General features: G+C 35.9%; 24 protein-coding genes. 9 read left to right on the plus strand and 15 right to left on the minus strand.

Annotated elements, in window-relative coordinates; genetic code table 11:
• Positions 1 to 428, plus strand: a 428-nt coding sequence (locus tag FJA49_RS18565; RefSeq protein ID WP_233590107.1) for a hypothetical protein, incomplete at its 5' end; no start/stop codon positions are given.
• Between the two features lie 226 nt (positions 429 to 654).
• On the opposite strand, the gene FJA49_RS08975 is transcribed toward FJA49_RS18565, so the two are convergent.
• Positions 655 to 1,908 carry an ABC transporter permease gene (locus FJA49_RS08975; protein ID WP_140000644.1) on the minus strand — a complete coding sequence of 418 codons (1,254 nt, stop codon included), beginning with the start codon at positions 1,906 to 1,908 and terminating at the stop codon, positions 655 to 657.
• Between the two features lie 6 nt (positions 1,909 to 1,914).
• On the opposite strand from FJA49_RS08975, the gene FJA49_RS08980 reads away from it, so the two are divergent.
• Positions 1,915 to 3,201, plus strand: a complete 1,287-nt coding sequence (locus FJA49_RS08980; RefSeq protein WP_140000645.1) for an exo-beta-N-acetylmuramidase NamZ family protein — start codon at positions 1,915 to 1,917, stop codon at positions 3,199 to 3,201.
• Between the two features lie 82 nt (positions 3,202 to 3,283).
• Positions 3,284 to 3,508: a hypothetical protein gene (locus tag FJA49_RS08985; RefSeq protein WP_140000646.1), complete on the plus strand. Its 225-nt coding sequence runs from the start codon at positions 3,284 to 3,286 to the stop codon at positions 3,506 to 3,508.
• A gap of 10 nt (positions 3,509 to 3,518) precedes the next feature.
• Here FJA49_RS08985 and FJA49_RS08990 read toward each other — a convergent pair whose 3' ends face one another.
• Together FJA49_RS08990 and FJA49_RS08995 are read right to left on the minus strand one after the other, a co-directional pair.
• Positions 3,519 to 3,755 carry a hypothetical protein gene (locus FJA49_RS08990; protein WP_140000647.1) on the minus strand — a complete coding sequence of 79 codons (237 nt, stop codon included), beginning with the start codon at positions 3,753 to 3,755 and terminating at the stop codon, positions 3,519 to 3,521.
• Positions 3,756 to 3,766: 11 nt separating this feature from the next.
• Entirely contained in the window at positions 3,767 to 4,261 is a 495-nt protein-coding gene (locus tag FJA49_RS08995) for a YkgJ family cysteine cluster protein (RefSeq protein WP_140000648.1), read from the minus strand.
• A 62-nt stretch (positions 4,262 to 4,323) separates the two neighbouring features.
• Between FJA49_RS08995 and FJA49_RS09000 the strand changes: the two genes are divergently transcribed.
• Entirely contained in the window at positions 4,324 to 5,043 is a 720-nt protein-coding gene (locus tag FJA49_RS09000; RefSeq protein ID WP_140000649.1) for a class I SAM-dependent methyltransferase, read from the plus strand.
• Here FJA49_RS09000 and FJA49_RS09005 read toward each other — a convergent pair.
• The 9 genes from FJA49_RS09005 to FJA49_RS09050 form a co-directional block, all read right to left on the minus strand.
• Positions 5,040 to 6,197: an aminotransferase class V-fold PLP-dependent enzyme gene (locus FJA49_RS09005; protein ID WP_140000650.1), complete on the minus strand. Its 1,158-nt coding sequence runs from the start codon at positions 6,195 to 6,197 to the stop codon at positions 5,040 to 5,042. The genes FJA49_RS09000 and FJA49_RS09005 overlap by 4 nt on opposite strands.
• A 64-nt stretch (positions 6,198 to 6,261) precedes the next feature.
• Positions 6,262 to 6,666 carry a DUF2059 domain-containing protein gene (locus FJA49_RS09010; RefSeq protein WP_140000651.1) on the minus strand — a complete coding sequence of 135 codons (405 nt, stop codon included), beginning with the start codon at positions 6,664 to 6,666 and terminating at the stop codon, positions 6,262 to 6,264.
• A gap of 52 nt (positions 6,667 to 6,718) precedes the next feature.
• Positions 6,719 to 7,351 (minus strand): 7-carboxy-7-deazaguanine synthase QueE, encoded by a 633-nt coding sequence (locus FJA49_RS09015; RefSeq protein WP_140000994.1) that lies wholly within the window; start codon positions 7,349 to 7,351, stop codon positions 6,719 to 6,721.
• A gap of 145 nt (positions 7,352 to 7,496) precedes the next feature.
• A complete protein-coding gene (locus FJA49_RS09020) occupies positions 7,497 to 9,200 on the minus strand; it encodes a tetratricopeptide repeat protein (RefSeq protein ID WP_140000652.1) in 1,704 nt (567 codons plus the stop codon).
• Positions 9,201 to 9,220: 20 nt separating this feature from the next.
• Positions 9,221 to 10,138, minus strand: a complete 918-nt coding sequence (locus tag FJA49_RS09025; protein WP_140000653.1) for a PstS family phosphate ABC transporter substrate-binding protein — start codon at positions 10,136 to 10,138, stop codon at positions 9,221 to 9,223.
• Between the two features lie 246 nt (positions 10,139 to 10,384).
• A complete protein-coding gene (locus tag FJA49_RS09035; protein ID WP_140000655.1) occupies positions 10,385 to 11,203 on the minus strand; it encodes an energy transducer TonB in 819 nt (272 codons plus the stop codon).
• 33 nt (positions 11,204 to 11,236) lie between these two features.
• Positions 11,237 to 11,806, minus strand: coding sequence for an ExbD/TolR family protein (locus FJA49_RS09040; RefSeq protein ID WP_140000656.1), 570 nt, complete (start codon positions 11,804 to 11,806; stop codon positions 11,237 to 11,239).
• 22 nt (positions 11,807 to 11,828) lie between these two features.
• A complete protein-coding gene (locus FJA49_RS09045) occupies positions 11,829 to 12,443 on the minus strand; it encodes an ExbD/TolR family protein (RefSeq protein WP_140000657.1) in 615 nt (204 codons plus the stop codon).
• A gap of 80 nt (positions 12,444 to 12,523) precedes the next feature.
• Positions 12,524 to 13,354, minus strand: a complete 831-nt coding sequence (locus tag FJA49_RS09050) for a MotA/TolQ/ExbB proton channel family protein (protein WP_140000658.1) — start codon at positions 13,352 to 13,354, stop codon at positions 12,524 to 12,526.
• Between the two features lie 452 nt (positions 13,355 to 13,806).
• On the opposite strand from FJA49_RS09050, the gene FJA49_RS09055 reads away from it, so the two are divergent.
• Genes FJA49_RS09055 through FJA49_RS09070 form a run of 4 tightly spaced genes read left to right on the plus strand, consistent with a single transcriptional unit; the run spans position 13,807 to position 17,371 of the window.
• On the plus strand, positions 13,807 to 15,330 hold the full coding sequence (locus tag FJA49_RS09055) for a helicase HerA-like domain-containing protein (RefSeq protein WP_140000659.1): 1,524 nt from the start codon (positions 13,807 to 13,809) through the stop codon (positions 15,328 to 15,330).
• Positions 15,331 to 15,699, plus strand: coding sequence for a DMT family protein (locus tag FJA49_RS09060; RefSeq protein WP_140000660.1), 369 nt, complete (start codon positions 15,331 to 15,333; stop codon positions 15,697 to 15,699).
• Positions 15,699 to 16,061: a cupin domain-containing protein gene (locus FJA49_RS09065; RefSeq protein WP_140000661.1), complete on the plus strand. Its 363-nt coding sequence runs from the start codon at positions 15,699 to 15,701 to the stop codon at positions 16,059 to 16,061. The genes FJA49_RS09060 and FJA49_RS09065 overlap by 1 nt, the downstream gene beginning before the upstream one ends.
• A 41-nt stretch (positions 16,062 to 16,102) precedes the next feature.
• Entirely contained in the window at positions 16,103 to 17,371 is a 1,269-nt protein-coding gene (locus FJA49_RS09070) for an NAD(P)/FAD-dependent oxidoreductase (RefSeq protein ID WP_140000662.1), read from the plus strand.
• 81 nt (positions 17,372 to 17,452) lie between these two features.
• Here the strand turns inward: FJA49_RS09070 and FJA49_RS09075 are convergent, their stop codons facing one another.
• Positions 17,453 to 18,802 carry an FAD-dependent oxidoreductase gene (locus tag FJA49_RS09075; RefSeq protein ID WP_140000663.1) on the minus strand — a complete coding sequence of 450 codons (1,350 nt, stop codon included), beginning with the start codon at positions 18,800 to 18,802 and terminating at the stop codon, positions 17,453 to 17,455.
• Between the two features lie 302 nt (positions 18,803 to 19,104).
• On the opposite strand from FJA49_RS09075, the gene FJA49_RS09080 reads away from it, so the two are divergent.
• Positions 19,105 to 19,983: a proprotein convertase P-domain-containing protein gene (locus tag FJA49_RS09080; RefSeq protein ID WP_140000664.1), complete on the plus strand. Its 879-nt coding sequence runs from the start codon at positions 19,105 to 19,107 to the stop codon at positions 19,981 to 19,983.
• Between the two features lie 54 nt (positions 19,984 to 20,037).
• Here FJA49_RS09080 and FJA49_RS09085 read toward each other — a convergent pair whose 3' ends face one another.
• Together FJA49_RS09085 and FJA49_RS09090 are read right to left on the minus strand one after the other, a co-directional pair.
• Positions 20,038 to 20,232: a hypothetical protein gene (locus FJA49_RS09085; protein WP_158629472.1), complete on the minus strand. Its 195-nt coding sequence runs from the start codon at positions 20,230 to 20,232 to the stop codon at positions 20,038 to 20,040.
• Between the two features lie 95 nt (positions 20,233 to 20,327).
• Positions 20,328 to 20,759 carry a hypothetical protein gene (locus FJA49_RS09090; protein ID WP_140000666.1) on the minus strand — a complete coding sequence of 144 codons (432 nt, stop codon included), beginning with the start codon at positions 20,757 to 20,759 and terminating at the stop codon, positions 20,328 to 20,330.
• Positions 20,760 to 20,892 lie beyond the last annotated feature (133 nt).

Consider the following 20,892-nt stretch of genomic DNA (forward strand, 5'->3'; position numbering starts at 1 on the left):
ATTTGCTGTCAATCCAATATGTCTATGAACGTGTTCTTCTTGTTTTCTGTCGCCCCTCTCGGAGCGGCTGCAAAGGTAACACTCTTTTCGAGTCCTGCAAGCTTTTTTTGAAAAAAAATTTTCTTTCCTTTTTAAGCCCTTACCGTTTTTGCGGACGGCAAAGATATGACCCTTTTCCGTTTCCCGCAAGCTTTTCAGAATTTTTTTTTCATCTAAGCCGGTACTGCATTTTGTCTATGAACGTTGCCCTGATTGCGGGTGCAAAAGTAAAAAACCTTTTTGATTCTCGCAAATTTATTTTTGGAAATTTTTATCCCCTTTCAAAATCCGCTTCCTGTCAGTATTTACCTATGAACTTCGCCTTTATTGCGGGTGCAAAAGTAGCACCTTTTTCCGCTTTCGCAAACTTTATGGTAACTTTTTTTTGAAGTTTTTCGCAAGGTACTGGAAAACAGGTCCGTGCAGGCAAACTTTTTTTTCCCTTTTTCAAGGTATAATGTCCGAAGCCTATAAAATCAAGGAAAGAGAATTAGAAAGTGTATGAAATAACTGGTAAAGTACCCTGAAAACACACCTGAAAAAAGGGAATATATAAGGTATAAGAGAGAAAATCTTTCAGAAACCTCCCGAAAAACACCTTTTACCTATATAAGGCTATTCAAAACGGATCGCTTTTACCGGAGAAATCTTCGTTATTATATAGGAAGGAATCAAAAGAACAGCCAAACAGATAACCAATGTTCCAATGTTGAGCAATAAAATATACAACCAATCCAAATGAGCAGGCGCTACATTTACATAATAACTATCTGGATTTAGTTTTATAATGCCGAATTGCTGCTGAATAATAATAAGACCAATCCCAATACAATTCCCCCAAAGCAATCCACGAACTATTAAATAGAAGGCATTGTATAAAAATATCTTGCGTACTGACCAGTTGTTTGCTCCTATTGCTTTGAGTATTCCTATCATTTGAGTTCTCTCCAGGATTAGAACTAGCAATGCAACTACCATATTAATGGTAGCCACGATAATCATTATTACTATAATGACTATTATATTAAAGTCAAACAGCTGTAACCATTCAAATATATTATAGTACTTCTCGGAAATTGTCTGGGTGTCGAGCGTTTTTGATGCGTCTTCTTTATTTTGGGTATTGTTATAAACCTGTTGCCCTTTCTCTTCAATCTGATTAAAGTCATCAATAAAAACTTCAAAAGCACCCACCTGATCTGGTTTCCATTTATTGATTCGTTGTAAATGGCGAATGTCTCCTATTATATAGGTAGCATCAAATTCCTGAAATCCGGAATTGTAAATCCCTGCCACAACAAATACTCTCAGATTAGGCAATTGATTACTATTATCTTTCATGAAGAAAGTATTGAACTTATCGCCCACTTTCAAACTCAGTCTATCTGCAAGATATTTTGAAATCAAAACATCTGGCGTCAATTTATGTTCTACATCTGGCAGTTTTCCTTGTACAAGATATTCTTCCAGATTCTTCCATTGATAATCTTTTCCTACTCCTTTATATATAATACCTTCAAAAGAAGTTTCTGTTCTGATGATTCCTGCTTTTGTAGCTACAGCCTGAATATGGCTTATGCCTTCAACATTTTTAAACTTCGGATAAAAATCCTGATTGGTAGAAATTGGACTGATACTTACCTGCGATTGGTTATCATCATAATTAGTTATAATAATATGTCCGTTAAAAGCCGCAACCTTTTCACGTATTTTTTGCTGCAGACCGATTCCTGTCGCTACAGACACAATCATCATGATCATACCTATTGCAATGGCAGCGATCGCAATTTTTATAATTGGTGCAGATATACTACTTTTATGATTTTTAGCAGCAATCAGTCTTTTGGCTATAAAATATTCTAAATTCAATTTTGTATGATATCAAATATGGTTTTCAAAAATACAGCTTTATTCTTGGTTTTGTCAATTCTTTCCTGTGGAAATTCATATAACCCAAAAGCAAGAACTGAAAAAACGAAAGCTCAGGACACCGTCAAGAGTTCTAAATCTTCTACGGCTATTGCTGAAATAAAAACAGGCGCTGACGATTGGATAACTTACCTGCCCTTTTTAAAAAAATATAAAAACATTGGTGTTGTTGCCAACCAAACCAGTATTGTTAATTATAACCCTAATGCAAAAAACAGGGACGAACTTCGTACGGAACCTGCAACTAAATCGATGCATCTGGTGGATTGGTTAGTAGAGAACAAGCTAAATATCACAAAAATCTATGCTCCTGAACACGGATTTAGGGGAACTGCTGATGCAGGAGAACTAATAAAAGATGGAAAAGACACCAAAACCGGAATTCCTATCATCTCTCTTTATGGTGATAATAAAAAACCTAAACCGGAACAATTGGCTGGTATAGATATTTTGGTTTTTGACCTTCAAGATGTGGGCGCTCGTTTTTATACCTATATATCTTCTCTACATTATATAATGGAAGCTTGTGCCGAAAACAAAATAAAGTTATTGATTTTAGACCGACCAAATCCAAAGGGAAATACTGTGGATGGCCCTGTCCTGGAAAAAGAAAATTCAAGTTTTATTGGAATGCACCCTATTCCTGTACTCCACGGCATGACTATTGGCGAATATGGAAAAATGATCAATGGCGAAAAATGGCTTAAAAACGGAATTCAATGTGAATTGACCGTTGTTCCTTGTGTAAATTATACAAAAGACATGAGCTATTCACTTCCTGTAAGACCTTCTCCAAACTTACCGAATGACCAATCCATAAATCTGTATGCCAGTTTATGTTTTTTTGAAGGTACCAATGTAAGCCTGGGAAGAGGAACAGATAAGCAATTTCAGATATATGGCTCTCCTTTTTTACCAAAAACCGACTTCAGTTTTACTCCTAAACCAAATTTGGGTTCAAAAGATCCGATGCATAATGGTAAAGTGTGCTATGGTGAAGATCTTTCGAATGCTCCGAGAGTAAAGGGTATCGAACTAAAATGGCTTTTGAAAGCCTATGCGACTACAGCCGACAAATCGAAGTTTTTTATTCCATTCTTTACAAAATTGGCAGGAACTAAAAAGCTACAGGAACAGATTGAAGCTGGGATGTCTGAAGCAGACATCAAAAAAAGCTGGGAAAAAGGAATTGAAGATTTCAAAAAAATAAGAAAAAAATATGAAATTTATTAATTGGAATTTTCTTGAAAATACGTATTTTTAGATGCGGCTATTTTTTATCAGTCGCATTTAAATCTTAATAAAATAGCTACAAATGGATACATCGCAACTACTTTTGAATTATATGGATAAACTACAGGAATTTTTCGAAATGATTGATTCTTATGTAGAGAAAGCCATTGAATTATTTCATAACGCAAAGGAATGGGTTGAAAAAATATTAGAATATATCAAAAGAGGGATTGATTATGTTGTTGATGCCATAGGCGGCCGATTCGATGAATCAATCGAACTCCCAGAAGATTATATTTTTGTCTAATATAAGGGCCTTACTTTGTAAGGTCTTTTTTTTGCTTTTTAGCGATTCTGTTGGCACCTGACTTTGCAACAAACATCAAAAAATAAAGCACTACCAGAACGATGTAGATAAGAGCTGTCATAATCACAGCTTCCATAACTTTATCGAAAAGGCTTCTGACAACTATATCCTGGTTGACAAAAACCAACAAAACTGAGATGATGGCAGATGCCAGGAAGATGTACAATAAATTTCTTTTGTGTTTCATACAGCAATTGTTTATAAAGGCATTCTTTTTTTCATTTCTTCTACAATATTATAGGCTGCCGGACAAATTGCTACATTCTGCAATGTCAGGTTTGAAATTTGCTGGAATTTTTTTCTGTCCGTATGTGGATATTCACGACATGCTTTTGGCCTGACATCATAAATCATACAATAATTCTCTGTATCTAAGAATGTGCAGGGAACACTTTGAAGCACATAATCGTTTTCTTCGTCGACCCTAAGATACTGATCGATGAATTGTTGTGGCTTTTGGCGAAGATGTTTAGATATCCTCTCGATATCGGCAAGGGTAAAAAGTGGCCCTGTTGTCTTGCAGCAATTGGCACATTTCAGGCAATCTGTTCTTTTAAATTCCTGATCATGCAATTCCTGCATGATATAATCGATATTCTTCGGCGCTTTCTTTTTAAGCTTATCGAAATACTTCTTGTTTTCGTTATGCTTATCTTTGGCCAGTTTTGGAAGATTTTTGATTACTTGTTCCACTTCATTTATTTGCGGACAAAGTTACACTTTCTTCTTTATCTTTTTAAAATATACCATAAATCATGAAAGACCTTTTTGGAAAAGCCATATTGGATTATCAGACAAACAATTCGTGGGAAAACCTCATTACCGAAACTTCAATTTCCGAAGCTGATGAAATGAGCGTTGCTTATTTGTTCCGGAATTATTCAGCCATGCCAAAAATTGAAAAAAAAGCAATGACTCTGGCTAAAGGAAAGGTTTTGGATGTGGGTTGCGGAGCCGGAAGCCACAGCTTATATCTTCGAAATAATAAAAAACTAGAGGTTCTTCCTATTGATATTTCTGAGAATGCTATTGAAGCTTGCCGTTTAAGAGGTCTTGACAATGCAATAGTTCAAGATATGATGGAACTGGATTCTTCTAATCCTGAAAACAAATTTGATACAATATTGCTTTTGATGAACGGCACCGGTATCTGCGGCAAGTTGAAAAACCTTTCTTCTTTCTTGCAACAGCTGAAATCTTTGCTGACACCAACTGGCCAAATCCTTATTGATTCTTCCGATATCATTTATATGTTTGACGAGGATGAAGATGGCGGAAAATGGATTCCAACCGAAAGGGACTATTATGGAGAGATTACATTTACGATCTATTATAAAAAAGAAGAAGAAAAACCGTTTGATTGGCTGTATGTTGACTACAATACACTACAGAATGCCGCTATTGCCAACGGCCTCCAATGCAAACTCGTTTCAGAAGGTGACCATTATGACTATCTCGCCAGATTGACTCTTTAGATTTTTATCAAATTGGTTGAGGCTATGATTTCTTTTAAGACTTCATAAAGCCTGTCCAATTCCTCTTGAGAATTATAGGCATTGATAGAATATCGTATATAAAAGTCTCCATTTAAAGGCATAACCGGTATTTCGATCTGATATTTTTCAAAAAGCAATTCTTTTAGCTTTTGAGGTTCATCGGTTCTGACCGGAATACTTGCCATTTGTCCTAAAAATTCCTTTGTGATTGGACATATAGGTGTTGTGCTTAGCAAATCGCAAAAACGCTGGTAGTTGTCTAAAACTATCTGTTTGCAATTTTCTGTTATTTCCTTCCAATTATTTTCTTCCAGAAAATCAATAACTTTTGGAGTGCATAAAAAAGAAGAAATATCTCTTGTGCCTTGGTATTCATGATAATCCAAGAATTGTGTTTGGGCAATAAACTCATTGTCATAGCCCCAACTCACAACAAGCGGATCCAAATCATCCTGAAATTCTTTTTTTACATATAGAAATGAACTCCCTTTTGGTGCTAACATCCATTTGTGTAAGGTTCCTGTATAAAAATCGGCATTCATTTCTTCAATGTTTAAAGAAATATGTCCCGGAACGTGAGCACCATCAACAATGGTTATCAATCCTAGTTCCTGTGCTTTCTTGCAAATTTCCATCACCGGAAATATTAGTGCCGTTGCGCTGGAAATCTGGTTTATAAAAATAACCTTAGTATTGGAATTATAGCCCTTCCAGAAATCTTCCAGTAACTGTTCTTTTGAAACTACGGGCATGGAGATTGTCTGTCGGACATATTTTGCTCCTGTTTTTTTACAGAAATAAGCCCATGTCCTATCCATTGCTCCATATTCATGATTTGTTGACAGGATTTCATCACCTGGCTGGAGGTTCAAACTTCTCATAACCGTATTAATGGCAACCGTAGGGTTGGGTGTAAAAAAGAAGTTTTCTGGTTGACAACCTATATATTTTGACAGTTTTTCTTTTGCCTTTTTCAAATAGACCGCTGCTTTTTTCTGAATAAAATAAACTGGTTCATTTTCCAGTTCCAGTTGGAGTCTTTGATATTCGTCAAATACTGGTTTTGGACAAGCACCAAAGGAACCATGGTTTAAAAAAGTTATGGATGGATCTAGAAGAAAAAGCTGTTTCATAGTTAGAAGGTATAAAAAAACCCAAATTTACAATTTGGGTTTTGTATATAAAAAGATGTTTTTATTATTGCATGTATTTCATCATAATACCTTGCAATTCTACACCCCAAGCTTGAGCCGCTTCCATTGTTTTTTCAGTCAGGACTCCTGCTTTAGAAGTTATTTTTTTACCTAGTGGAGTTTCGTAGAATTTAATCATGTCTTTAATCTCCGCATGTGTATATTCTTTCATGTAAACATCAGCAACTTTATCAAAATAAGATGGCATTGTTGCATCAAAATCTTTTAAGAATGCTGCTTGCTTTGCTTCAGGGATCATTCCTAGAATTTGCTTTTTTGCCACATCAATTTGAGCTGAAGCTCCAGTCATTTCTATTACTTTTTTTACATCATTTTTAAAAGCTGCATCTTGAGCAAATCCAACTTGAGTTGCCAATACGAAAGCGAATGTTACTATTAATTTTTTCATTTGTTATTTGTTTTTTATGTTGGTTTAATTATTAGCAAATATAATTCCAAATTTATGGAATATTCAAATATTTATGCGTTTGCAACGATACTCTCCATTTTGGATTGTTCATTACATAGTCAACAATTAATGGGGTCATTGCTTCTTTCTTGCTCCATTCAGGTTGCAGAAACAATATTGCATTTTTATTGACCTTTTCTGCCTGTTCTTCGGCAAAGATAAAATCGTGCTTATTATAGACAATTACTTTCAATTCGTTTGCATTGTCATAAACCGTCTGGGTAGGAAGCTTATTCTTTTTTGGTGAAAGCGTAATCCAATCCCAGGTACCGGAAAGCGGATAGGCTCCGGAAGTTTCAATATGTACTTTTAAATCTTTTTCTTTCAGTTCCTGCGTAAGCGGCCCCATATCCCAAGTCAAAGGTTCGCCTCCTGTCACAACAACAGTATTGGCATATTTTTTTGCATTCTCCACTATTGTCTCGATTGCTGTTGGCGGATGCAATTCTGCATTCCAGCTTTCTTTGACATCACACCAATGGCATCCTACATCGCATCCGCCTACACGGATAAAATACGCTGCTGTACCTGTGTGATATCCTTCACCCTGAATGGTATAAAATTCTTCCATCAACGGAAGCATTACTCCTTTTTCAACAGCGATTTGTAATTCTTTCTTCAACATCATCTTTAAAAATAGTCTGCAAAGATAAGGATTTGATTTCGTATTGCAGTTTTTAAAAATAAGGCTTTAAATAAAGTTTATGATTATTCCGGTTAGGACATAAAAAAAACCGACACTATGTGTCGGTTTTTAAAACTTCTGATTTTTATTTTTTCAATACATCAAGAGATTCTTTGATGTACTGGCTAGTTGGATCTAATACCAATGCTTTTTCAAAATATTCTTTTGCTTTTGCTTTGTCAGATATTGCATAGTGTGAACCTATGTAAGAATATGCTCCAATCAATCCTGATTTTACATTATCCTTAGCTAATTCTGCTTCACCTTTTGCATGTACAACTTCAATATATTTTTGGTATGCTGCCACAGCAGCTTCCTTAGCTTCTGGCCCAACAATAAATCTGTTGATTTTTGCTCTGTTCAGGTGTGCATCTTGAGTTGTTGGCGAACCAGCTACTACTGCTGCATAAGCTGCATCTGCTTTTTTAAGCAATTCCTGTACTTCTGGCTTGTTTCTTTCTGCATCTGTTTTTAGGTCGTTTGCCACATAGAACAAAACTGCATTTCCAAGATAGAAGTTATCAAGAAGTGCATTTTTAGAATTTGGTGCTTTTGTAGCAGCTTCAAAAACTTTAGTCGATTCTATATATAGTTTTTGCTTGTATAATGACACTCCTAAATCACTGAACTCTGATCCGATTGCTGGATCAATTTCTGTAGCTTTTGTTAAGTCAATCATTGCACTGTCAAATTGAGCTTTATCTGCAATAGTACCCTCAGCAGAAATTGCTTTCCCTAATTTTGCTTTAGCCAAGAAAAGGTAATCTCTTGCGCTGATTCTTTTTGGATCTACTTTTGCTAAGAAGTCATTTAACGCTTTGATACTTTCATCATAGTTTTTATTCTCATAAGCTGCATATCCTAAATATCTGAAGATTCTAGGATTTACTTTATCCAACTGTTGCATTGCCTGTGCTTCTTTTTGCAAAGCTTCGTAGTCTTTAGCAAGAATCAAGAAGTCAGCATGACGCATTCTTGAATCTAGAGAATAATCGGTCAGGCTCATGTATTTCTCATAATACTCTAACGCTTTCTTGATATACTCTGCACGTTTTGATGTGTCGCTTGTACTCCAGAAATAATACGTTTCTGCCAACTCACGGTAAACAGGACCATAGTTTGCATTTAATTTGATTACTTCATTAAAAGCTAAAATCGCTTCAGGGAACGCTTTAGCATTTTTGGTAATAACACCCAATTGCATTTTTGCACGCAACAAAGAGTTATCCAAATCATATGCTGTTCTGTAAGAACTGTAAGCACTGTTTACATCGGCATCACCAAATTGAGCATCACCCAAACTTAAGAAAGCCTGTGCATATTTTGCATCAACAGCGATTGCCTTCTTAAGAGAAGTTATCGCTTTTTTATAATCGTGCTTTTCTGAATTAATATAGGCTTTACCTATGTATAAAAATTCTTCAGCATCTTTCTTTTTCAGATTAGCAATAGCTTTGTTGAAATTAGCTTCTGCTTCTGTTGTGTTTCCGTTATCCAGGCTGATTTCACCTAGTCCAATATAATTGAAATTGCCATTGTCTTTGGCAACGATTCCTTTGTCAAAATAAATCTTTGCAGAATCTGCATTATCCAAAGCAAGATATACTTCTCCTAAATGAAAATAATTCTTCCCTTTATCAGGACTTGATGCAATTAATGATTTAAGGATTGTTTTGGCTTTTTGATATTGTTCGGCATCGATTGCTTTTTTGGCTTGCTCTAAGTCTTGTGCAAAGACAGCAGTTCCAAAAAACAATAGCGACAAACTGATAAACTTAATTTTTTTCATTTCTTCGTTCTTTATAATTTTTATTTATTTTCGATGTCTTCTCTAACTTTCACTTCTCGTAAAGCTAACCTAACAGGAGCAAGTCCGGATTTTAAAACTATTCTCTGTCCAACGTCTCCTGCCACAAAAGTGGCAAAACCCATACCCAAACCAACAGATCCTTCATAATTTAACATAAAGATCTTTCGTGTTAAAGGATATAAACCCTCTGCCAGGTTGGATTGGCTAGGCTTATAGTATTCTGTTGAATTTGGTTCACTTTTAACATTTTTGACAGCCAAAACCTTGACATTACTTGTGGAATTCAACATATCAGGCATAGGTTGTGTCATCCAATTCACCCCAACAACTCCAATATAACCGTCATTTTCGCCAATGTATTTGATAACATCATTGCTTGTTTTCAAGGCAAAAATATTTTTGCTATCCACTTTTGTTACGGATGCTTTCTTGCTTAAAAAATCAATTGTGCTTGAGTTGGCATTATCAAAAACAAGTCCCTTGATAGTAGCTACAGATTTCCCGTTCATAAAATCAATGATGTCCTGTAAATCAATTACCGTATCTTTTGCCTTAGTATTTGCAACAAGGGCAACCCCATCAATGGCGATTTGGGTTATTCTTGGAACAATGCCTTTATCTGTAAATCTTTTTTCTTCCCCTTTTGACAAGGTTCTTGACATAACGACCAATCTTGTCGAGTCATTTTTCAACAAGTCCAGAATCGCAACTTCTGTCTTAGGAATAAGATTTATTTTTTCTGGTCTTTGGCTATGAAAAACAACTAGCTGATCTTCCATCATTGGCATGACTGTTTCATCAACGTAAATCGTTGCTGTTTCGTCTTCTTTTTTCTTCTTGTCTGCACAGGAATCAATAAAGAAAATTGTCAGTACAAAGGCAAAAGAAAATAATAAAAATCTTAGATATTTTGGCATTTCTAAATTAGTTTTATTGTTGGTCCTTTTTGATAAAACGTATAAATCTAAAAAAAGAATATACGATTAGCAGTAATCCGAAAGCTATTCTATAAGGTTTAGGCATTTCGATTGGTAAGTCTTTCCAAAAGATAATAGCCATGCCCATAACGAAATACATCAAAAAAAACAGCATTCCTAAAATAAGAAGAAATCGCCCGAGGAGCGATTTCTGATCTTTATTGGTCCTATACTTACTACCGTTCATTAATTAGATTTGATCACTAATTTGATTGGAAGGTTGTAAGAAACACGTACCGCTTTACCATTTTGGATACCAGGCTTCCATTTTGGAGCTGATTTTAACATCCTGATAGCTTCTTTACCTGTTCCGTAACCTAAGTCTCTTACAACTTTGATGTCTGTAAGACTACCATCTCTTTCAACAACGAAGTTTACGATTACGTTACCACTCACATCGTCATCTACTTCAGGGATTCTGTAATTCTTTTTTACATAAGCGTAGAAACCTGTGATACCTCCTGGGAATTCCGGTAAAACTTGTACAGATGTATAAATTTTATTTGGATCTTCTTCAATTACTTCAGCATCAACTTTGATTTCACTTTGTGTTCCATCAAGAACTACTTCCCCACCTTCTTTTGCCTTTACAGTTTCAGAACCTGTTTTTTTAAGTTCAGCTACTACGGCTACTTCTTCTTTTACGACTTGTTTATCAACAATAACAGGCGGTACATATTTTTGGATATCCACATTACTCTGAGTCTGTTTTTGAACAACCGGCTCAACAATAATCTCTTCCTTTTTTATAGGTTCCTGGACATTTACCAGAGTAACCTGCTCATCAATGGTTCTATCCTCTTTGACCATATTGTCAGAGATGAATTTGGAGATGATTGGAATGCAAACCATGAACAAAAATATGACTGCACCAATTGCTAATGCTTTTAAGGTTCTTTTTCCGCTGTTAGTACGCAATTCATACGCACCATAGCTTTTGTTTCTACCTTCAAAAACATTTTCAATCCAGCTTTGTTCGAATAAGTCTAATTTTGAATTTGACATATTTTAATATTTTATAGATTTTAATGAATCAGACTAATAAATTTTATTGTCTTCCAAAAACTTAATGTCTGCATCTGTTATGTCAACAATTGCGTATTTCTTCACCTTTGTGATAGCCATCTCATCCAAAATATCAACCAAATTTTTATAATTTGATTTTTTACTTGGCTTTATGATAACGGTAATACCGCTTTTTTCAAGATCGGCACCTTCTGCTTTGTTTCTTGCATCAACACCTGCCTTTTTGTTAAGGATCAAATCTCTTACGCCAGTCTTTCCATATGTGGTAGCAACTGGCCCGTCTAATGGCGGTCCGTCAGCTCTTCCACTATACCAAACCAATTTATCACCTGTCCCTAAAACTAGAGTTAAAGTTCTCCAGGCTGGTGTTTCAGTTGGAGTATCTTCGATTTTTTGTTTATCTGGCATTGCCAAATTCATCGATTGAGGCTTTGACAACGTAGTCGTTAATATAAAGAAGGTAATCAATAAGAATGCCAAATCCACCATGGCTGTTAAATCAACCGAAGGATTTGCTTTTTTACTTCTTACTTTGCCACCGCCTTTTTTACCACCGCCGTCGCCAGTATTTAATTCTGCCATTTCTTACGAATATATTATTTTATTAAAAATCATCACTTCTTAGACCAGTAACCAAGAAAAAGTTATTCTTACTTTGCTTTTGCAAAATATCTAAAACTTTTTTTACTGTAGGGTATTCTTCTTTAGCATCACCTTTAATAGCGATATCTAAATCTTTACCATCCATATCTTTAGCTACTTCTCTGGCAGTTTTTACCCAGTCAGCTAATTGATTATTGATAGAATCGAAAGGAATTCCTGGCTGAACTCCCTCTTTCATTCTCTGCTCATTTGGCATTTCAATCAGTTTTTTCATGTTTCTGATATCTACACCAAAACCATCAATAAGTGAGAATTTCTTTTGTTCAGCATCCGAGAATTGGATCTTGTATTTATCTCCCATTCTTTTTAGAGTTTCCGCTCTAGTTTCTCTTCCAGTCACTCCAAAAAACACTTTCTCTTTACCAATTGTTAGGGTAGCAAGATTTTCTTCTGGTAATTTGGTCTGAACCGTTGAGGCCGGAGTTTCTACTGGCAAAGCTTCAGGGACTTTTGCTGTAGCTGTCATAATGAAAAAGGACAGAAGAAGGAATGCCATGTCACACATCGCAGTCATGTCAATTCTTGAACTTTTCTTTGACAATTTTATTTTAGCCATTGTTTTTACTTTTTTAATCAAAGCTGAGAAGGAGAAACATTCCTTCTCATAGCTTTAATATATTATGAAACTTATTTTAATTAGTCACGGTTTGTAGCTCTTCTGTAAGCTTGAGTGATAGTAAAACCAGCCTCATCGATAAAATAAGTCAATGTATCAATTTTAGAAGTAAAGTAGTTGTAAACAACAACTGCAAGAGCTGAAGTTGTAATACCTGTCAACGTGTTGATAAGTGCTTCAGAGATACCGTTTGCCAATTCAGCCTGATCTGGAGTTCCAGAAGTTGCCAATCCAGCGAACGCTTTAATCATCCCCGATACAGTTCCCATCAATCCTAATAATGTACCTAAAGATACCAATGTAGAAAGGATAGTTAAGTTTTTCTCAAGCATTGGCATTTCTAATGAAGTAGCCTGCTCTATTTCTTTTTGGATTACTTCAGATGCTTTTTCAGTATCGAAGTTCTCTCTTTTAACCTCTTGGTATTTAATCAAACCTGCTTTCACAACGTTTGCAACAGAACCTTGTTGTTTATCACATGCGTCTAATGCACCTTGGATATCTCCAGATGAAATTTGACCTTGAACGCTTTTTACAAATTTCTCAACATCCCCTTTTCCTGCAGCCTTAGAAATAACAAAAAATCTTTCGAATGAGAATACGATTGTCATCAATAGTAATCCCATCAATACAGGAACGATATATCCTCCTTTGTAAACCATTCCTAGGTAGTTTCCTTGTAAAGGTTGACCTGCTGGGTTATCATGTTGGAAGTTTGATGGAGATCCCATTACGAATTCCCATACAAGGTACCCGATAAGAATACAAATTAAAATCGTCAATCCTGCAAATACGTTAGAGCTTTTGCTTCCTGCATTGTTTTGAACCTTTGCGTTTGATGCCTGTGCCATTTTTTTTAATTTTAGTTTTTTAATTTTTAGAATTTAATTTTGGTAATAGATAATATTTATTTACCCTAGATATTTTATAAGAACGACAAATTTATATTTTTAGTGGATAAAAAAAAATAAATTGCTGTTTTTTATTCCGTCTTAACTATATATTATTACAATCTTAACGAATAAATAATAAGAAATTTAAAATAATTAGTTTCAAAAAAGGAGATATCCCACTGGTTTAAAACCATTTAAGTTAATTTCATTAAAAAAACAGTATGTTTTATCCTTAACAAAGTCTATTTTATTGAGCTGAATTATAACTCAATAATGATAATTTTATTACACTCCCTAATATTAAAATTATATGCCAATTATTTAAGGCATAATTTGTGTCAATAAATAAAAACAATCCTAAATTTGTAAATATTTGTTCATTTCTATTCATCCTAAACATTTTTTTGCTCATGGCTTCTAAAGAAGACTTCGTCAGTCATATTAACACGGGTTATGCTACAAAAGGAGAAAGCATCACGCTTGGTGGCGCTATTTTTAATGGAGAAGCACTCCCAGATGCACTTATTAAAATCCCCTTAAAAACGTTGAATCGCCACGGCCTTATTGCCGGAGCAACAGGAACAGGAAAAACAAAAACCATACAGGTCTTTTCTGAACAGCTCTCCTCATTAGGTATACCGGTTTTGATGATGGATATCAAAGGAGATTTTAGCGGTATTGCCAAACCTGGCGTAGAACAGCCTTTTATCACGGAGCGTCAGGCCAAAATAAATATTCCTTATCAGGTATCAGGGTTTCCTGTTGAATTGATGACATTATCGAAACAGAATGGTGTTCGCTTACGTGCTACTATTTCTGAATTTGGACCCGTCCTCTTTTCAAGAATATTAGACCTGAATGACACGCAGGCCAGTGTGGTTTCCGTCATCTTTAAATATTGTGACGATAAGCAGATGCCACTTCTTGACCTAAAAGACATCAAAAAGGTTATCAATTATATCACTGAGGAAGGTAAAGCTGAAATCGAAGAGCATTATGGCAAGATTTCAACTGCAACAACCGGTACTATACTCCGAAAAATTATCGAGCTTGAGCAACAAGGTGCCGACATCTTTTTTGGAGAAATCTCATTTGATGTCAACGACCTGATGCGAATTGATGAAAATGGCAAAGGTTATGTAAACGTTATCCGCCTGACCGATATTCAGGACAAGCCGAAGCTTTTCTCTACTTTTATGTTGAGCCTTTTGGCCGAAATATATAATGTCATGCCGGAACAAGGCGATTCGGGACAGCCAGAACTGGTTATTTTTATTGACGAAGCCCACTTAATTTTCAACCAGGCCAGCAAGGCCTTACTTGATCAGATTGAAACCATCATAAAACTGATCCGTTCCAAAGGAATTGGGATTTACTTTGTAACCCAGAATCCAATGGATGTTCCAAGTTCTGTTTTGGCGCAACTCGGATTGAAGATTCAACATGCTTTGAGAGCTTTTACTGCCAATGACAGAAAGGCTATTAAAATGACATCTGAAAACTATCCTATTTCCGAGTATTACAAAACTGACGAATTACTGACTTCTCTTGGAACCGGAGAGGCTCTGGTTACAGCATTAAATGAAAAGGGAATTCCGACTCCACTGGCGGCTACTATGATGAGAGCACCTATGAGCCGGATGGATGTCCTGACAGATAGCGAAATTGGAGAAATTAACAGCAACTCTAAGCTAGTTAGGAAATATGACGAAATAGTTGACAGGGAAAGTGCTTATGAAATCCTAACTAAAAAAATACAGGACATTCAACAGGAAGCTGCCCAAACCGAACAAAAAGAACAAGAAGCTAAACAAGAAAAGAAAGCAGCAAACGAACCAATGAGCCAGACTACAAAAAGCATCATTAAGGTAGTAACCAGCGCTACTTTTATACGAGGCTTCTTTGGAGTACTGACCAAAATATTCAAAAAATAAATGAAGAGTTTTATTACGATAGGACTGCTGGTGCTATCTAACATTTTTATGACTTTAGCCTGGTACGGGCATTTGAAATTTAAGGAATTGAAATGGTTCGAGAATGCCGGACTAATAACAATCGTATTGGTGAGCTGGGGACTTGCTTTTTTTGAGTATTGCTTTCAGGTTCCCGCTAACAAAATAGGCTTTAACGGAAATGGCGGTCCATTTTCTTTAATGCAGCTCAAAGTCATACAAGAAGTTATTACTTTGGTAATCTTTGTAATCTTCTCTCTACTGTTTTTCAAAAACGAGACTTTCAGATGGAATCATGCCGTAGGTTTTGTTTTTCTGATTCTGGCTGTCTACTTTATATTTAAGAAATAATGAAAAAATACACCTTACAAAAAAGTCCCTTTGTTGTCCCTACAAACGACGGCAAAGTGATTGAAGAGCATTTCGGGAATGCTACCAATAACAATTCTGATGTTTCAATCGCACATATGATTGCACCTCCAAAATGGAGCGAACCCTATCAAGTTCCAGAATTTGATGAGTATACCTATATAATAAAAGGTAAAAAACAATTTATCATCGAAGGCGAAACTATAATTCTGGAAGCCGGACAATCCATCAAGATTGAAAAAAATGCAAGAGTACAGTATTCCAATCCTTTTGACGAGCCTTGCGAATACCTGTCGGTTTGCCTGCCTGCTTTTTCTTTAGAAAAAGTTAATAGAGAGGACTAGACCCTTTAAATTTGGTAACTTTACATACAAATGAAACCTGTATGGAAACCCAAAAAAGAATCATTATTGTAGGAGCCGGATTTGCAGGTCTTACCCTTGCAGAAGACCTTGAAAATACCGGCTACGAAGTTTACTTAATCGATCGAAATAACTATCACCAATTCCAGCCATTGTTATATCAAGTGGCTACAGCAAGGCTCGAGCCGGCAAGTATTTCTTTCCCGCTCCGAAAAGTTTTCCAACGTTCTAAAAACGTAAAAATCAGAATTGCAGATGTCTTGTCTGTAGAGGCTGATAAAAAACTCCTGAAAACTTCTATTGGAGAGTTTTCTTATGACTATCTGGTATTGGCTTACGGTTGCCGAACTAATTATTTTGGAAATAAAGACTTAGAGCATTGTGCTTTTCCAATGAAGTCGGTTCCTGAAGCTATCCAACTCCGAAACCGTATCCTTCAGACATTTGAAGATGCTGTTATCACAAAAAACCCTGAAGAGCTGCAGTACATACTCAACTTTGTAATTGTTGGCGGTGGACCAACAGGAGTTGAATTGTCCGGAGCTTTGGCAGAGATGAAAAAGAACATCTTGCCCAAAGATTATCCTGATAAGGATTTTTCAAAACTTACCGTATACCTATTGGAAGGTTCTCCCAACGTTTTAAACGCCATGAGTGACGACTCTAAAAAAGCATCCCGAAAATATCTGGAGCAACTTGGTGTCATCGTGAAAACCGGAACCGTTGTTGAAAATTATGACGGACGTACCGTTCGATTGAAAAATGGTGAAACAATAGAAGCTAAAAACGTAATCTGGGCTGCAGGCGTAACCGGTAACCAGATTGAAGGCGTTCCGGAAACTGCTATTACACGTGGCAACCGACTTATTGTAAATCGTTTTAATGAAATAGAAAACCTAAAGGATGTTTTTGCTATTGGAGATATTGCTTATATGACTACTCCTAAATACGTAAATGGTCATCCGCAATTGGCCGCCGTAGCAAACGAACAGGCAAAAGTTCTGGCGAAAAACTTCAAGCTTCTGGCAAAAAACAAACCTTTAAAGGAATATGAGTATCACGATAAGGGTTCTATGGCAACTATTGGAAAAAGAAAAGCGGTGGTTGATCTGCCAAGTTTTAGCTTCCAAGGCCGTTTCGCATGGTTTACGTGGATGTTTGTACACCTTATGTTGATATTGAGTGTCAAAAACAAGCTGACTATTTTTGTGAATTGGGCTTTTAGTTATTTCAACAACGACTCAACACTTAGGGTACTTATCAAACCCGTTACTAAAAAAGTAGACAATTGATCTATTAGATATATAAAATAAAACAGGGATTAAGTCGTAATGATTAATCCCTGTTTTTATTTATAATAAGACGATAACGTATTATTTTCTTTTTCTGTTTAGCAGTTCTAAAATTTTTTCATCAATTTCAGGACTATCCCATTTTGTTTCTATATTGTCCATTTTCAAGACTTCTTCCATGATCTGATTTTGAAAATCACCCACATCCAAGGCTTGAGAATACGGGTCAAGACTAAATGTTACCCTGCTATATAATGGCAACCATTTTTCAGGATACTTATCTGAAAATCTTTTTTCTATTTTTTTCTGCAGCAGGAATTTTTCATCGGCAGTTTTAGAACTCATTTCCATGAAATTCCTATAAGATAATTCGGCTATAGCGTCTGCATTAGGCTTTCTGCTCTTTTCATATTCTTTAAAAATGCGTTCCCAATCGTTTCCGTATTGCTCCATGAAATCATTCAATACGGTGATATCTTCAAAACCTGCATTCATTCCTTGTCCGTAAAACGGAACAATTGCATGACAGGCATCTCCAATCAGCGCTACTTTGTCATCATAAGTCCACGGATAACATTTCATAGTTACCAGCGTACTCGTTGGATTCTTGAAAAAATCTTCTGCCAGGTTTGGTATTACATCAACGGTATCCGGTAAATGCTTTTCAAAAAAGTCTTCTACTTTCTTCCTGTCTGTAAGTGACGCAAAGGAATTTTCGCCTTCAAATGGCATAAAGAGCGTACAGGTAAAGCTTCCGTCTAAATTAGGAAGTGCAATAAGCATATAATCACCTCTTGGCCAAATATGGAAAGAGTTTTTATCCAATCTGTGTGTACCATCTGGATTTGCCGGTATGTTTAATTCTTTATATCCAGTCTGAAGAAATTCCTGAGAATAATCAAACATACTTTGACGTTGCATTCTGTGACGGATTCTGGAAAAAGCACCATCTGCACCAAAAACTACATCATATTTTACAGCTTCCCACTCTCCTCTTTCTGTCTCTCCTATGTGCAATGTGGCATCTGCAAGTGTAACATCCCAGATTTTCTTTTCAAAGAAAAACTCTGTACCGGCTTCTTCAGCCAGATCGATCATCTTTCTGTTCAGAGTTCCTCTTGAAATGGAATAAATACTTTCGCCTTCTTTTCCATAGGGTTGAAAATTGAGCTTATCCGTTAAATGAATCGCCCTTTTATCCATTGGAATTGAAATGGCTCTCACAGCATCTCCAACACCAACTCTATCGAGAGCATTCCATCCTCTATGAGACATGGCAAGATTTATCGATCGTCCAGAAAATTGGATTTTTCTGATATCGGGACTTCTGTCATATACATGAACAGAATGACCTGCTTTTTTAAGGTATATTGCCAAAAGCGAACCCACAAGACCAGAGCCTACAATTGCAATATTTAAGGGATTTTGCATTAAGTGTAGAATGAATTTAAAGATTTCAAATTTAAGGAAATAAGATCATAATTATCATAAAAGCAGGCATTTATTTCCATCTTGCAAATTCTATTGAATAAAATACACTAAAAGCATATTAATCAGGTACTTAATATATTTATTTTGTTAATTAGCAGCAAATTGGGTTATCTTTGTCCTAATTTCCTAAAACAAATATTTAAACACAGAAAATACCACCTTTCTGTGAGATGCTAAAATTCTCCCTATTATTACATAAACACCGATGTAATGAGTTTTATTATTAATTAAATTTTGTACCTATGAAAACAAAACTACTTTTTTTCTTTTTGATGTCGTGCGGGCTAACTAACGCACAGACGTATTCCTTTAACACGGTAACGCCCATCCCTGATGGAGTCGGATCAAGCTGCGCTTCAGGCGCTACATCTGTTGGTAACGTAGTAACAACCATTAATGTACCAATTACAGCAGCAATTACGGATCCTACCAAGGTGACAATCAACCTGGATTTGGTACACACCTGGCTTGGTGATGTTGTGGCAAAATTAGGAACTCCGGGCGGTACTTCTTGTGCATTAATTAAAAGATTGGGCGCCACTAGTGATACTAGCTGTGGAGATAGTTCGGATTTTGCTTCAGGTAATATCCTGAGCTTTAATTCGGCCAATACAACAACTATCAACTTTGCCACTCCTGGCTCTACTCAAAGTATTCCTGCAGGATCTTATGCCCCAACTGGCGGCACCACCTCCTCTTTCCCAACCGACATTCCTTTATGCAACCTCACTACTTTTTTGAATGGTGTGGCTGTGAATGGCAATTGGACAATGACCTTATATGACAATGGAGAAGAAGATACGGGAAGCTTAAATTCATGGCAAATTATTTTTAGTACAGGTTTTGACCTTGACACCCAAGATTTTCTTTTTACTAAAAGAATTTCTGTGTTAGGAAATCCGTTTACAGAAACGTTGACTTTAAAGCTGAATGAACCTGGTGATACTGCATTGCATATTTATTCAATTGATGGCAGGGAAGTTTTCACCCAATCGTATGCCGCCAATGATGTTTCGCAAAATATCATTATCGATTCTTCTTCATGGCAGCAAGGGATTTATCTTTTAGTTCCTGAAGTTGAAGGACGTAAATTAAATACAATCAAATTAGCGAAAAAATAATACACTGTTTTTCCCTAAAAAAGAAATCCTGCAGCACAAATTGCTGCAGGATTTTTATTTTTTAATTTCTATATTTTCTGATTCGGTTGAATCCTCTTTTAAATCAACCATTTCAATATTTATCTCGTTGCGTTCTTCTTTTTTACCTCGCATTGGAACTGGAGCTCCACTAATTCCTGCTGCTAAGGAGGCTAAAATTATCAATATGACATAGCCCAGAAGTTTCAACTTTTTCATGAAACTTTTCATAATTTACTGCATGCTTTTATGCCATTGGATTAAAAACAATGGCTTACTTAATAAATTAAATCTTTAAGGAATATAGGCAGTAAAAGCCTGGCAGTTTATGATATAGGAATTTCTTCTGCGAAGGCAGGAATTGACTCTGTTCTAAAAAATTGAACGTTTGATTTGAACGAACAATATTCTTTGTGTTTTTGATTGGCTTTTACTTTGGCTTGGGCAGTATGAACCGCACTAAAATCTGTGCTGCTGACAATACCTGTCCCGGATTTGATATCTAAAACACCAAATCGTATGGCTCCTTTATATGAAATTGCCTTACGTTCGGAATTATTATTTTTAGAATAGAATGCTTCAGACTGGAAGGCTTGCCTAACCGTGTCTGCATAAGTATGACTAAAAGAAACCGTAAACAATAACAATATTGCCAATGCGGCTCTAAGCAGTCTATTCTTTTGATATTTAAGCTGTTTCCAATTCATTTCAAAGCAAAGATATATTTTACCGGAGATTATTGTTGTCTTTTCTCTCAAAAACATTTTTTTATTTTGGCCACAGATTAGAATAATTACACAGATTTAACCTTTGCGACTCTGTGCCTTTGCGAGCAACTATTTTCACGCAAAGACGCAGAGCCGCAAAATTTTTGGAATTTTATTTCTGCAA

Source organism: Flavobacterium microcysteis (assembly GCF_006385255.1).
In the GTDB taxonomy this organism is placed as follows: domain Bacteria; phylum Bacteroidota; class Bacteroidia; order Flavobacteriales; family Flavobacteriaceae; genus Flavobacterium; species Flavobacterium microcysteis.

Bases quoted from the DNA above. Each gene is read 5' to 3' on its own strand.
- FJA49_RS09075 (WP_140000663.1), bottom strand. From the start codon at position 18,802: ATGCAAAATCCCTTAAATATTGCAATTGTAGGCTCTGGTCTTGTGGGT.
- FJA49_RS09070 (WP_140000662.1), top strand. From the start codon at position 16,103: ATGGAAACCCAAAAAAGAATCATTATTGTAGGAGCCGGATTTGCAGGT.
- FJA49_RS09025 (WP_140000653.1), bottom strand. From the start codon at position 10,138: ATGCCAAAATATCTAAGATTTTTATTATTTTCTTTTGCCTTTGTACTG.
- FJA49_RS09085 (WP_158629472.1), bottom strand. From the start codon at position 20,232: ATGAAAAGTTTCATGAAAAAGTTGAAACTTCTGGGCTATGTCATATTG.
- FJA49_RS09005 (WP_140000650.1), bottom strand. From the start codon at position 6,197: ATGAAACAGCTTTTTCTTCTAGATCCATCCATAACTTTTTTAAACCAT.
- FJA49_RS09000 (WP_140000649.1), top strand. From the start codon at position 4,324: ATGAAAGACCTTTTTGGAAAAGCCATATTGGATTATCAGACAAACAAT.
- FJA49_RS09060 (WP_140000660.1), top strand. From the start codon at position 15,331: ATGAAGAGTTTTATTACGATAGGACTGCTGGTGCTATCTAACATTTTT.
- FJA49_RS09010 (WP_140000651.1), bottom strand. From the start codon at position 6,666: ATGAAAAAATTAATAGTAACATTCGCTTTCGTATTGGCAACTCAAGTT.
- FJA49_RS09080 (WP_140000664.1), top strand. From the start codon at position 19,105: ATGAAAACAAAACTACTTTTTTTCTTTTTGATGTCGTGCGGGCTAACT.
- FJA49_RS08980 (WP_140000645.1), top strand. From the start codon at position 1,915: ATGATATCAAATATGGTTTTCAAAAATACAGCTTTATTCTTGGTTTTG.
- FJA49_RS08985 (WP_140000646.1), top strand. From the start codon at position 3,284: ATGGATACATCGCAACTACTTTTGAATTATATGGATAAACTACAGGAA.
- FJA49_RS09015 (WP_140000994.1), bottom strand. From the start codon at position 7,351: ATGTTGAAGAAAGAATTACAAATCGCTGTTGAAAAAGGAGTAATGCTT.
- FJA49_RS09050 (WP_140000658.1), bottom strand. From the start codon at position 13,354: ATGGCACAGGCATCAAACGCAAAGGTTCAAAACAATGCAGGAAGCAAA.
- FJA49_RS09040 (WP_140000656.1), bottom strand. From the start codon at position 11,806: ATGGCAGAATTAAATACTGGCGACGGCGGTGGTAAAAAAGGCGGTGGC.
- FJA49_RS09035 (WP_140000655.1), bottom strand. From the start codon at position 11,203: ATGTCAAATTCAAAATTAGACTTATTCGAACAAAGCTGGATTGAAAAT.
- FJA49_RS09045 (WP_140000657.1), bottom strand. From the start codon at position 12,443: ATGGCTAAAATAAAATTGTCAAAGAAAAGTTCAAGAATTGACATGACT.
- FJA49_RS09020 (WP_140000652.1), bottom strand. From the start codon at position 9,200: ATGAAAAAAATTAAGTTTATCAGTTTGTCGCTATTGTTTTTTGGAACT.
- FJA49_RS09055 (WP_140000659.1), top strand. From the start codon at position 13,807: ATGGCTTCTAAAGAAGACTTCGTCAGTCATATTAACACGGGTTATGCT.
- FJA49_RS09065 (WP_140000661.1), top strand. From the start codon at position 15,699: ATGAAAAAATACACCTTACAAAAAAGTCCCTTTGTTGTCCCTACAAAC.
- FJA49_RS08990 (WP_140000647.1), bottom strand. From the start codon at position 3,755: ATGAAACACAAAAGAAATTTATTGTACATCTTCCTGGCATCTGCCATC.